General features: G+C 69.1%; 12 protein-coding genes. 8 read left to right on the top strand and 4 right to left on the bottom strand.

Going from position 1 to position 12,096, the window contains the following annotated elements:
- Positions 1 to 331 precede the first annotated feature (331 nt).
- The gene (locus tag ACZ7IB_RS35290; protein WP_470918268.1) at positions 332 to 1,435 is read right to left on the bottom strand and encodes a nucleotidyl transferase AbiEii/AbiGii toxin family protein; all 1,104 of its coding nucleotides are present in this window, start codon (positions 1,433 to 1,435) and stop codon (positions 332 to 334) included.
- Positions 1,436 to 1,532: 97 nt separating this feature from the next.
- The gene (locus ACZ7IB_RS35295; protein ID WP_470918270.1) at positions 1,533 to 2,201 is read right to left on the bottom strand and encodes a hypothetical protein; all 669 of its coding nucleotides are present in this window, start codon (positions 2,199 to 2,201) and stop codon (positions 1,533 to 1,535) included.
- A 958-nt stretch (positions 2,202 to 3,159) separates the two neighbouring features.
- Here ACZ7IB_RS35295 and ACZ7IB_RS35300 point away from each other — a divergent pair.
- Positions 3,160 to 3,714, top strand: a complete 555-nt coding sequence (locus tag ACZ7IB_RS35300) for a hypothetical protein (protein WP_470918271.1) — start codon at positions 3,160 to 3,162, stop codon at positions 3,712 to 3,714.
- A gap of 593 nt (positions 3,715 to 4,307) precedes the next feature.
- Positions 4,308 to 4,442, top strand: a complete 135-nt coding sequence (locus ACZ7IB_RS35305; protein WP_470918273.1) for a hypothetical protein — start codon at positions 4,308 to 4,310, stop codon at positions 4,440 to 4,442.
- 63 nt (positions 4,443 to 4,505) lie between these two features.
- Here ACZ7IB_RS35305 and ACZ7IB_RS35310 read toward each other — a convergent pair whose 3' ends face one another.
- The gene (locus ACZ7IB_RS35310; RefSeq protein WP_470918275.1) at positions 4,506 to 4,895 is read right to left on the bottom strand and encodes a Ku protein; all 390 of its coding nucleotides are present in this window, start codon (positions 4,893 to 4,895) and stop codon (positions 4,506 to 4,508) included.
- A gap of 216 nt (positions 4,896 to 5,111) precedes the next feature.
- Here ACZ7IB_RS35310 and ACZ7IB_RS35315 point away from each other — a divergent pair, with 216 nt between their 5' ends.
- Complete coding sequence (locus ACZ7IB_RS35315) at positions 5,112 to 6,149, top strand: HAD-IA family hydrolase (protein WP_470918277.1); 1,038 nt, start codon at positions 5,112 to 5,114, stop codon at positions 6,147 to 6,149.
- A 41-nt stretch (positions 6,150 to 6,190) separates the two neighbouring features.
- On the opposite strand, the gene ACZ7IB_RS35320 is transcribed toward ACZ7IB_RS35315, so the two are convergent.
- Positions 6,191 to 7,504, bottom strand: coding sequence for an XRE family transcriptional regulator (locus ACZ7IB_RS35320; protein ID WP_470918278.1), 1,314 nt, complete (start codon positions 7,502 to 7,504; stop codon positions 6,191 to 6,193).
- A gap of 224 nt (positions 7,505 to 7,728) precedes the next feature.
- On the opposite strand from ACZ7IB_RS35320, the gene ACZ7IB_RS35325 reads away from it, so the two are divergent.
- The 5 genes from ACZ7IB_RS35325 to ACZ7IB_RS35345 are packed head-to-tail and all read left to right on the top strand — an operon-like array spanning position 7,729 to position 12,066.
- Positions 7,729 to 8,625 (top strand): dTDP-4-dehydrorhamnose reductase family protein, encoded by an 897-nt coding sequence (locus tag ACZ7IB_RS35325; RefSeq protein WP_470918280.1) that lies wholly within the window; start codon positions 7,729 to 7,731, stop codon positions 8,623 to 8,625.
- Positions 8,626 to 8,638: 13 nt separating this feature from the next.
- Positions 8,639 to 9,865 carry an SIS domain-containing protein gene (locus tag ACZ7IB_RS35330; RefSeq protein ID WP_470918282.1) on the top strand — a complete coding sequence of 409 codons (1,227 nt, stop codon included), beginning with the start codon at positions 8,639 to 8,641 and terminating at the stop codon, positions 9,863 to 9,865.
- A gap of 14 nt (positions 9,866 to 9,879) precedes the next feature.
- A complete protein-coding gene (locus ACZ7IB_RS35335; protein WP_470918283.1) occupies positions 9,880 to 10,545 on the top strand; it encodes an RraA family protein in 666 nt (221 codons plus the stop codon).
- 10 nt (positions 10,546 to 10,555) lie between these two features.
- A complete protein-coding gene (locus ACZ7IB_RS35340) occupies positions 10,556 to 11,629 on the top strand; it encodes a DUF2332 domain-containing protein (protein WP_470918285.1) in 1,074 nt (357 codons plus the stop codon).
- The gene (locus ACZ7IB_RS35345) at positions 11,626 to 12,066 is read left to right on the top strand and encodes a sugar phosphate nucleotidyltransferase (RefSeq protein ID WP_470918287.1); all 441 of its coding nucleotides are present in this window, start codon (positions 11,626 to 11,628) and stop codon (positions 12,064 to 12,066) included. The genes ACZ7IB_RS35340 and ACZ7IB_RS35345 overlap by 4 nt, the downstream gene beginning before the upstream one ends.
- Positions 12,067 to 12,096: the final 30 nt, after the last annotated feature.

A 12,096-nucleotide genomic window follows, 5' to 3' on the forward strand; every position in this document is an offset into this window, starting at 1 on the left:
GATCGGCCGATCAGCTCAGATTCGTCGACATAGTTGATCAAAGTGGGGCTCCACTCCGTGCAGCGCAGCCCAGGTTTCCGTATGCCGGGCGGTCCGCGGCCCCGGTTGAAAGAAACCCCGCGTGGGCGGGGAGCAATGCCAGGATTCATTCACAGCCGTGTCCGCTGCCGGGGCCCTTCTCCGAATCTGAGGGCGACGGTGCCCAGCTCGCTCGGCCATCAGCACGGGTTGCCCCGTTGCACGTCGTCCTGGGCAGGCGTGAGCGCGTCCGGATCGAAGCCGTCTGTAGCGGGGCAGGCCAGAATCTCTGTGTTTCAGGAGGGCGAGTAGGTCAACGGCCGGGCGTCGTGCCGGGGCCGGCAGCGGTGGGTGGAAGGTCGGGGCGAATCGGCCGGGATGTAGGACGTGTTTGCCGCGGGGGAGGGGCCGGTGTGGTCCCGGTTCGCGCGCGCATCTCGTTGGTGAGGGCGCTCAGCCGCTCTCCGTATCTGGCCCCGGGCTGCAGGCCATTTGCCTGCGGGCGGGCTTGCCAGGCCGCATCGGTCGAATTCCAATGACCGGGTGGGCCGGGAGCCAGCAGAGGGGTGAGCAAGTTATCTGCCGCAGCAGCCGCCTCGCTCCAGGTGATGCAGCCCAGTAGGCCGGGGACTTGGCGTGCTGCCGCGGAATACCGGTCGGGCCAGGCTGGCCCAGGAGGCCGGAACTTCGCGGGAAGGTTCAGATCGGTGCCCGCGGCTATGCGGCGCCGGGCCTCGGTGCGCAGGGCCAGTTGTGCGTAACGGCCGTCCAGTGGTTCGCGTTGGCTGATGAGGAGGATGTCCGCCAGGTCGCGGTAGCGGCTTGAGGGGTTTCCCTGGTGTCGCTCGTACATGGCACATATCTTGTCGGCGACGTGGTCGACAAGCGGGTACAGCCTCGCTTCGGGCCAGTCGGCGGGCCAGGCCAGGTCAATCAGAGGCTCGACCCGGCGCACGTCGGGCGGAGCGCTGGGGTGGTGCCCTGTGACCACATCCACCCGCAGGACACCGACTTGGTGGGTTCCTATGTACACGTGGAAGAGCTGTTTGGCACCGGCGGCACCGTTTTCGTGCATGGACAGCCGCACGGGCGTGAAAGAGAGGTAGTCGTCCAGGTCGTGGGCGGCGGCTTTGAGAAGGTCAGCCACAGCTTCGTTGATGCCGCCCGCACCGCTGTGTTGGATGTCGATGTCCTGGCTGAGGCGGGCTGCTGCGGCATACCGCATGAGCAGCGCATGGCCGCCTTTGACGATCCAGTCGTTGGGCTGTGTGTGGAACACCCGGGCGACCAGGCGGCTGAAGTAGTAGCTGGCGAGCAGGTCTGCCACGGGCGCGCCCCCACTGTTGGCCAGGAGTCGCGCCTTGTGTTTGAGAGCGCCGTAGAACGCGGTGGGTGTCGCGTAGGTCTCAAGGGCCATCGTGCTCCTGCAATCGCCACGGACACGGATTGCCAGCCTACGCAGCGGGCGGGCTGATACGGCATAGTCGGCCTCGCCGTCGCGGAGCCTCAGACGATTAGGGGAGGGGCACCGTCTCCCCAGCCTGGGCCAGTAGATGACCGAGCAGGTCATGTCCTGTCGCCGGTGCGGGCAGCCCGTAGTCCGGGGCGAACGGGGCGACGCATGAAGCGAGATCGGGGAGGTCGACCCTGCCGCAGCGGACTGCATCAGCGAGCACGCCCCCGACGTGACCTCCGTCCAGACCCGCTTGGAGCAGGTCCGTGACGGTACGGGCCACCGTCGTGACGGGCAAGCCGTCAACGATCGTGATGTGCGTGGGATCGAGGACCGGCCCCTTGTGTACCCGCACGCCCCGCATGCGGCCTTCGGCGCTGTCCGGTGCCAGCATCTCGACTGTTCCTGCAGGCAGATCACCGAGCTCGTGCAAACGGCAAGCCGAGCTGTGCGAGATGACTCCGGACTGACCAGCAGCCGCCAGCCTTTGCCAGGCCGGCGTGCCCGCCTCGAGCCTGAGCCAGGCGACCTTGATATCCAGGTGCGCAGGCAGAGGCGCTCCGGCGAGGAGAAACACATCATCGTCTGCCATCGCCAGCAATCCCGTTTGGGTTAGATGAGCGAGCTGGGAAGCGTCTACGCCCATCTGCTCGGCCTGAGCAGTGGTGACCAGCCCCCACTGCTCAGCTGTTACGCGGCTCAGTTGCACCAGCACATCGACGTAGTCCACTCGCACATCATCGCAGCATGCTGCAGGGCACGGCCGCACGGAGCGTCTTGCCGGAGCAGGTAATCCCTGTGCACTGGGACATGGCGTTGGCGGGGGTGGGTGTATGGGTCGGCCGCGCAAAGCGCAGCGACGGCGAGTGCTGCGGCAGCAGAGGACAGGGCAGGGCGGAGTCCCGTTCGGTTGCCTTCCGGGGGTCCGAACCGGCGATCTGTCGCTTCCCTGTCTAGCGTGTTCGCTCGGGTACGGGAAGCAGCGCCCAGGATGATCAACGCTATGAGTGGCAGGACGACGTGGCCGGCACCAAGGGCGCTGCCCCCGACGATTCCGTAGGTCGCGGCAACCGCATCTACGGATCCCAACTCAGGCCCGTCGCTGGGGTTACACACCTGAACCTCACGGCTCCAGCCTTAAAGAGACCCTTCTGCTGTCGCTGCCCCCGCAGCGCCGAGCCGCCCGGCGACGCACCGGTCTGGGAACAGGATGAGGCACCCACCGGCATCCGCACCTGCCCAGCGCTGGGCCGATTGGACCGGCTGACCCGGCCATCCAGCCGGATCCGACTCCACGCCACCCCGGACGGATTGATCGACAGACTGCGACAGGCATTGATGGGGCGGGAAGGTACGCCGTGGTGGGCGAGGTGTGCGCGGAGCCGGTGGTGCATCGCGTCCAGGGTGGCGGGGTCGAACAGCCCGCTCGCAAGGCCGCTCTGGTTGGTGACGACGATCGGGGCGAAATCTGCGTGGTGAAGGGCGCGCAGGGGCGAGCCGATGTCCGGCGGGAGGGCCAGCTTGACGGGGTTGAAGTGACGGGAGCCTGACGATCGGGGAGTGGATTCCGTTCCTTCTGTCGCAACGTGGGGGCGGGTGCGAGGGCCTGGCCGATACGGTAGGCGTACGACCTTGGGGAGGGGGCGAGCGGCGATGGGCGGGATCTCCTCCTATGCCGCGTGCGGGCGATGAAGTCATTGGGGCGGCTGCTGCGGAACAATCGGATGGTCTGGTGGCTGCGGACCGTCTTGCCCTGGTGCGAGGATCCGCTGGCGGTGACCGAGCGGCCGGCGGTGCCGCTGGACGAACTGTTCTGGCGTATGGGTGCGGGCCCGAGCACCTGGCGTAACCCCGACTGCCGTCACCGCGGCACCCTTGCCGTCTACCGGCCGCTGCCCCTGCCAGTCGCGGCCAGGGCCCCTCTCCACGCTGTCCAGCTCGCCCACTGCGTGTTCTGCGAAGGATGGGTCTACCGGCGGACCTGGCTGCCCTGGGCCGGTGAGGAGAGCGGCGACTACCCCGACGTACGTTCCGACATCGCCCATCATCTGCACCGCCGCATCATGAGCCGCGCCGAGCATCTTCTCAACGATCCCGACGTGCTGGAGTGGGAGCGGGCACTTGCCCGGCTCGCCGCCGACGCCCCACGGGTGTCCCGCGGCTGGCAGCCCGCCCCTGAGTCAATGGCCCACCTCGTCAACCGCGCAACCCGGGAATGGGACACAGGAGACCTATGGGGATGACGAGACCGGCTACAGAGCCATCTCTTCGACCGGCATCACATTGCGGCGCAAACCACGGCAGACCAGAAGCCTTCGGCTGTTCCAACGCTCGCTCGCTGAGTGCATGATGCCGAGGCGACACTGCTGGATCTCCGTAAGGTTTCAGCGGCTACCTGTTCCGGCTGTCAGATCTGGAGCAGCCCTCGCCCGGCCGATCCGGACAGGCAGCCAAAGCCGTCTGCGAGTACGGTCGCTGTGGGTGCCCTGACAGGACCTGTGGCCCCGCGGGCGTGCTCCGCGGGGCTCCGCTGCAGTCATGAGGCTGCTTCCAGAGCCACCAGCTGCATTCCCACTGCCTGTCCACGTCCTGGATGCAGGCCCGATAGGCGTGACTGGCCGCGACCATCGCGGTGTAGGCCTCCACCCTCGGAGAGGGATCGCCCTGCTTGACATCCGTGATCCCCGATGTCTTCGAGCAGACCGTCGCCTTCTACCAGGCCGACCACCCCACCCGCCTACTGACGGACAGTCAGGTCGAACAGGCGCGCGCCCTGGCGCTGAGCTAGCAGCCCGTCGAGACCATCGTCAGAGTCGCCAGCACTGGCCGGAACCTCATGTTGGAGCTGCTCGCCCGCGCGGTCCGCGCGAGCGGCGGTCGGGTCATCGGCCTCGACCTGAGCCAGATCTCCGCCACCAATCTCGTGGAGTACCTCCACGACGCCCAGCTCCTGCTGGAGCGTGTCAGGTAAGGCCGGACATGGGGTTCATGCTCGCGTTTGCCGGACGGTCAATGGGTCCACGCCCGTGGCTTCTCAGTTGCCGTGTTCGGCCTGGGCTGCCCGTACGCTTGCCTCCAGCGCGGACATCAGGTCCACTGCTGGTGCCGTCTCCGGCGGTTCGGCCAGCTCGGTGCCGCTGGCCTTTGCGGTGATCAGCTGCTCCAGGGCGTGTCCGTACTCGTCGTGGATCTCGCGTTTCTCGATGCCGGTCAGCTCCCGGATCAGCACCTCGGCGAGCTCCAGCTCCCGGTCCGTGACCGGTGCCGCCGGGGCCAGATCGCCGGGTTCACGCAGCTCGTCCTCCCAGAGCAGGGTCTGAACGACCAGTACGCCGCGGCGTGGCCGCAGCACTGCCAGGCGCTCCCGGTTCCTGATGGCGATCTTGGCCACGCCGACCATTCCGGTGCGGGCGAGGGCCTCCACGAGCTTCCCTGTCGAGTCCTGTTTGTTGAGTATTCGCCCTTCAACAGAGCTGGCGGAACAACCCCGAGCTCATCTCCGCAGTTCCCTGTGCGGACAACCGTTGGCGCATTTCCACTTTCTCCCGGGCAAGGTGGCCTTGGTGCAGTTGCAGCTCATCACGGGCGGGACCGGCAAATGCCCGGCGGCTTCCGGCCCGCAGCCGCCATACTGCCTTCCATGCCGATGCCGCACGCCCCGGTTCCGCCGCCTATCGACAGAGCCTCTCTGCTCGCTGTCGATCTCGACAACACTCTGATCAACAGGGACGCCGCCTTCCGGTCGGCTGCTACGGCGTTCCTCGCCGAACACGGCCTGCCCCCCGAGGGCGTACAGGTCATCATGGATCTCGACCGGAGCGGACACGCCCCCCGGCCCGTCGTCGTCGCGGCGCTGGCGGAACGCTGGCAAGGAGCCGTTTCGCCGGACACGATCGCCGGGTTCCTGCACCGCGGTCCAGCGGCCTATGTAGCCCTCGACGAGCCGGTTCGCCGCGCGCTACTCGCAGTCAGGGCCGCCGGGGTGCCCTGCGTGATCGTCACGAATGGGCGTGCCGACCAGCAGGAGGAGAAGATCCGAACCGCCGGGCTGGACAGCCTGGTGGACGGCTGGGTGATCTCCGAGTCCGTCGGATTCCGGAAGCCTGACCCGAGGATCTTCCACGCGGCCGCTGCCACCGTCGGACTGCCGGCCCTGGACCGAGCCGGCACCTGGATGATCGGAGACGCCGGGCACGCAGACGTGCGGGGAGCGGTCGACCTGGGCCTGCGCAGCGTCTGGGTGTCCGGGGGCCGGCCGTGGCCGGAGACCTCGTTCTGGCCGACCCACATTGCGGTCGACGTCGTCGAGGCCATCTCCCATGTGCTAGGGGAGCGCCCCCGCCTGATCCGAGACTGGGTACCCGAGGCGATGCGTCAGGCCGAGGGGCGTGAGCCGGAGGTGTATCAGGCGGACCCGGGCGAGTTCCGCACGCGGTTGCGGGAGAAGTTGCGGGAGGAGGTGACAGCGCTCCTCGCCGCGGACCCCGCCGCCCCGGGCGCAGCTGAGCAACTGGGCGAGGTCCTGGAGGTGGTGTACGCCCTCGCCGCCGACCTGGGCATCAGCCCGGACACCCTGCAGACCCTGCGTCGAACCGCGACAGAGGCCTGGGGCGCCTTCGACGCTCGCACGATCTGGACGGGCCGGTACACGTCCTCACAAGACGTCGGCCAGCCGTAGGCCGGGGCTGGCCGGAGGAGCCGCCGGTCGTCGCCCGGCAGTCACGCGGCGACGGCCGACGACAGGGCCTCATACCGGTGGACCATGCGCTGAGAGCTGACGGTGCCGATCAGCCCCTCGGCCTGATCGAGCAGCTCCCGCGCCTGGTCGCCGTTGCCGCACTTGTGGACGGTGTCAGCCAGGTCGAGAACGGCGTGGAGGCGGTCGCGTGGGTAGTCGGGCGAAGCCGCCTCGACGCGGCGGCTCAGGAAGGGCACGGCCCGTGACGGCTGGTCGCAGGCGAGCCAGGCCCGGCCGGTGCCGGCGTCCACGGAGTCCTTCGTCAGCCAGGTCGCCCACCACGGCGTGCGCTCGTCGGGAGAAGTGAGATTAAGCAGCGCTTCGTCGCGGAACCGGAGGACCGCGTCAGGATCATGCCGCCGCCCTGCGGCGTAGATGCGCCGCTCGGCGATCACCGCGGCCACAGCGGAGGGCAGCTCCGGCGTCCGCGCGGCGATGTCGAGCAGTGCGGCAGCATCGTTGTGGTGGCCCAGCCACGCGGCCTGATATGCGGCGGAGGCAACGAGGTTCGTCGTTGAGTGACGGGTGGTCAGCGATGTCCCGGCGTCGCGGGCCAGCCGCATCCCCGTGTGGTAGACGCGCTGAGCCTGAGGGTGCCGGCGCGCGTCGAAGAGCATCCAGCCGACCTGCTCGCTGAGCTCGATGTAGGCCGTCTGGAGCCGGTCGACGAGAGGCCCGTGGCCGCGGGCCTGCGCGACCACCCGGGAAGTGCTCTGCCAGATGCCGAGGCCCCAGGTGCGGTCGCCGCTGGCGCTCCCGGTGGAGTCGTCCATCTCCCGGAGGTCCCGAACAGCACTCTCGATAGAGCGGACGAGCTTCTCGTTCAGGCACGTGGCGGATTGCGCTGCGGCGGCCTGCGCTATCGGGCCGAGCAGGAGCGCGAGAGCGGGCGCAGTGGCTGCCGCTCCGGTGAGCATGAGCAGGTTTCGGCGGTCCATGATGTCTCCTTGGCTGATCTCGTGGAGCAGAGCCTCCAGGGGTGCGTCGCCGGGCGCATCGAGGTGGCGGTGATGAGTCCGAGGACGAGGCGCGTCCCATCCGACGTCGGACGCGGTGATACACCGTCCGGCCCTGGCGGTGAGCACGGCCAGGGCGTCTGCCTGGTTGTCAGGCTGCGGGTGAGAGGGGATCTCGCGTAGCCAGGGATAGGCCGCCTTCAAGCTGAGGGGAGAGCAGCCGCGGCGGGCCCGACGTTCGTTGATACGGGCGATGAGCTGCTCCGGCCGCATCCCCAGCTGCTGTAGAAGGGCGGCGAGCACGGTGGCCGGTGGGGCGTCTAACGCTGCTGGCTCCATGGGCACTCCAAGTCCGGCGGGGTCCTGGCCGGAAGGTACCACTGCTCGGGTACCGGCAGGAGACGGGACGAAAGGGACCTGGTGTACGTACACCAGGCGTCAAATTCGGTGTGCGTAAACCGAGTTGGTGCGTGCACCTCGTACACCGCGGCGACCTCTCGCGATCACTGGTCCGCCTCCGCTTGGCTGTCTCACCTCGCAGAACTTTTGAGTGGAGGTGAGTGATGCGAGCAGTGATCTTCGGCGCTTCCGGGCTGCTCGGACGCAGCGTGGCGCGCGCCTTCGACGACATGACCGTGACGGGCACCGGCTTCAGCCGGACCGCCGGGCTGGTCACGGTCGACGCCACGTCAGCCGACGACATCGAGCGCCTGCTCGGCCGGGACCAGCCGGACGTCGTCGTCAACTGCGTGGGCGAGCGCCGGCCCGAGGTATGGGCAGGCACCCCGGCTCAGGCCCGGGACAGGAACGTTGACGCGGCCCGGCTGATCGCGGAGGGCGCCCGTCGGTGCGGGGCCCGGCTCCTGCACATCTCCAGCGACTACGTCTTCGACGGGAAGGCGGCGCCCTACCGGCCCGACAGCCTTCCGAACCCGCTGAACGCCTACGGCCGGTGGAAGCTCCTCGCCGAGCAGGCTGTGCGCGCCGCCTGCCCTGACGCGGCGATCCTGCGGCTGCCCGTGCTCTACGGACCCGCGCAGTTCGCCGCCGAGACGAACCTGACCGAGATCGCCCGCCAGGTCAGCGCTGGGGCCCGGGTCGAGCTGGACGACGTGTGCGTTCGCTACCCGACGCACGCTGACGAGGCCGCCGAGGTGTGCCGCCGGCTTGCCGGGGCTCTTCTACGAGGGCAGCGCCTGGGATCCATTGCTCACTGGAGTGCGGAGCAGGGCTTCACCAAGTACCAGATGGCCGCTCTGATCGCGCGCAGGTTCAACCTGGCCGCCGATCACATCCGCGCCGGGGAAGCGGACGCGGCGTCCAGTGACCGGCCGGTCGACTGCCGGCTCGACTGCCAGGACCTGAACGAGGCCCTCGGCCCGGTCCGCCGGCTGTTCAGCACCGAGTTCCCGCCCGTGGTGGAGCCGTGGCTGCTCCCCGCCGGACCCGTTTCGACCTGAAGGAAGGACTTCCGTGACCTCCCCTGCTGTGTATGAGGACTTCGCCCGCGCGTACGTGACTGAGGTGGACGCCGCTGTCCGCCGCATGCTCACCCACGGCGCCGAGGCCGTCGCCTTGCTGCAGAAGGCCGCCGACGGTGGCGCCCAGGTTCGTGCCTTCGGCAATGGCGGCTCGTCGGCGATCGTCCGCTCGGCCCTCCTCCAACTCCACGCCCACGCCGGACTGCCGGTGAGCGACTCGATGATGAGCCCGGCGGCCATGGCCTACGGCGCTCAGCGGCAGGACTACCGCACGGTCTTCGCCCGGTCGCTCGCCAGGGACATCGACCAGGTGGGCCTGGTCGTGGTCGCCAGCGTCAGCGGACGATCGGCCAACATCTGCGAGGCTGTCCGGCTCTGTGGGGAGAACCGTGTGCCGGTGCTGGCGCTGGTGGGCGGAGACGGAACCCAGATGGAGCTGACGGACGGCATGGTCTGGGCGACCGGGACCACCGACCAGCAGATCAGCGAGGACGCCATGCTGACCGCGCTGACGCTGGCGGCCGCCACTGCGCTCGTCCCCCATGATGCGCCGCTGCCAGCCAGCCAGGAGCGGCACCTGCACGCCCTGGCTGCCGTGGACACCGCCCTGCTGGCGGGCTTCCTGGAGGAGGCCACCGAGGCCGTCGCCGACGCGATCCGCTGCAGGCGCCGGATCTACGTGCTGTGCCCCGACGGCGGCCCACTCGCCCTCGCCGGCGAGCACTTCGCGCACAACCTCAGCTGGGACGCCCCGCTCGGCGTCGAGGGCGTGCAGCCCCCGCTCGTCATCTCCGATCCGTCGCTCGCCGACATGAGCGCGATCTACAACGACCACCCCGACCCCGCGCACGGAGTCCGCTACCAGCTGAGCAGCGCCTCCCCGCAGGACGTGGTCTTCCTCCTGGCCTACGACTCGGCCGGCAGGACGACCCAGGAGGCCATCAGCGCCGCCGCCGCGGCGGACACGCGGCTGTTCCTCCTCCACCGAGACGGCCCCGGCCGGCCCGGCGTAGTGCAGCGCCAGTTCACGCTGCCGGAGGTCGACAACTTCGCGCAGGCGGCCCTGGTGCAGTCGGTCGCCCATCTGGTCTGCCGGACCACCCGCGCCGCGCTCTCGGCGGCCCCCGGAGGCCCGGCCACCAGGCTGTCGCCCGGCGACCTCATGGCACAGGACCTGGCACCGCTACGAGAGCTTTCCGACACCCCGCACTCCCGCTGAACGAAAGGTCCACCATGTCCGCACGCGAGATCCACACCGAGATCATCCGCCCCACCCGAAGCGAGATCGCCGCCCTGTCCCGCCTCCCCGTCGCGTCGATCGTGGACGCCCTCGGCAAGACCGGCGCCCTCTCGTACTGCCTGAGGCTCCAGACCCCCGGCCAAGTCCTCTGCGGCAGCGCCGTCACGGCCCTCGGCCCGGACGTGACCGTGCGCCGCGCGGCGATCGACCTCGCGCAGCCCGGCGACATCGTCGTGGTCGCGGCCGGCGGCAGCAAGAAACGGTCCTGCTTCGGCGGCGTGACCGCCGAGCACATGCAGAGCAGGGGCATCACCGGCGCCTTGGTCGACGGCATGGTCCGCGACGTCGCCGAGCTGCGCCGCATCGGCTTCCCGACGGTCGCCCGCGGCACCACCCCGCTCAACTACGACTACCCCGTTGGCCAGGAGGACGGCGGGGTCAACGTCCCCGTGGACATCGACGGCGTCCGCATCACCCCCGGGGACGTCGTGGTCGGCGACGAGGACGGCACCGTGGTCGTCCCCCGCGCCCAGGTCGCGGCCATCATCGCCAAGACCCAGGACGCCATGACCGCTGAGGAGAAGAAGTGGTGGGGCCGCCGGGGCCAGAGCCTCGGCGCCGTGCAGCAGCTCGCCGACTCCGGCTACAAGATCATCTGAGGAGGTCCCCGTGACCGAACACGCCCAGCTCGCTGACACCTTCCAGCGATTCGCCACCCAACAGGCCGCAGGCAAGTCCCCGCTGTACGAGACCCTGTCCCACGCGGTCGCTCGCACCCCCGAGCTGCTCGACCTCGCGGCAGGCACCCAGCCGGGACAGCCGGCCCCCAACATGCTGCTCGGGGCCATCCACCACATCCTCCGCCGCGGCGTACAGCACCCGCTGGCCACCTACTTCACCGGCCACGAGGAACTGCACGAGGCCCACGCCGACGCCCTGCTCACGGACTTCTGCCGACAGCACGCCGGACAGATCACACGGATCATCTCGACCCGCTCCGTCCAGACCAACGAGGTCAACCGCTGTGCCGTCCTCCTCCCCGCCTTTGCAGCCCTCCAGCAGCAGCTCGACGAGCGCCCGATCAGGATCGTGGACGTGGGCGCAAGCGCCGGCCTGAACCTATTCTGGGACCGCTACACCTACGACTACGGCGGACATAGGCTCAGCCTGCCCGCCAGCGACCCGGACACCGTCCTCACCTGCGAGATCAAGGGCGGAACGCCGCCCCTGTCCCTGGACGTCACACGCTTCGTCCGGCCGGTCGGGATCGAACTCAACCCGGTGGACGTCACCAACCCCGAGGCAACCGAGTGGCTGGTCAGCCTCACCTGGCCGGAGCAGACAACGCGGATGCGCACCCTGAACAGCGCCCTTGCGCTGGCCGCGCGTACCCCGCCGACGATCCTTGCCGGCCGAGCCGAGGACCACCTCGCCAACGTCGTCGCCGAGACCCCGGCCGACCAGCACCTCTGCTTCGTCTTCTCGTGGTCGATCTACCAGATCTTTGGCTCGCCCGGTGGCCGGGGACGCCTCGTCGACACCCTTGCCGAGCTGAGCCAGCAACGCCCGCTCCACGAGATCTCCATCGGCCACCTCGGCCACGACACCCCCCGCATGATCATGGCCAACTACGACGGCGGCGTGAGCCGCTCCGACGTCGTGGCCCACTGCGACGTCTATGGCACCTGGCTCGACTGGCTGGCCAAGCCGGCCGACCGCCTGACGGGAGCGGAGAGCCCATGAAGCTCACGACGATCACCAGGGCGGTCGTGGCCGCCGGCGGGGCAGGGACCAAGATGGCCCCGATCACCCGCATCATCCCCAAGGAGATGCTGCCCGTCGCACGGACGCCGATACTGGAGCACCTCGTCCACGAACTCCGTGCGGCCGGGATCTCCGACGTCCTCTTCGTAATCTCCTCACGCAAGAGCCAGATCCCCACCTACTTCGGCAGCGGTGCGGCATACGAAATGGACTTCTCCTACCGCGTCCAGGACGACGGCGCCGGCCCCGGGGCGCCCGTCCTTGACTCTGAGACATGGACGCAGGGACAGCCGTTCGTCCTCGCCTTCGGGGACAACCTGATCCGCGCGGCCTCCGTGGGGGGGGGGGCGGTTCCGTGTCTTCTTCCCCGCGGGCGGGGGGGATGTTTCTTTTTTTCCCCCCCTTTTCCTCCCTAAAAAGTCCCCCCCCCCCACAAACTCCTTGGT

It is taken from the genome of Streptomyces sp. NPDC037301 (assembly GCF_055602785.1).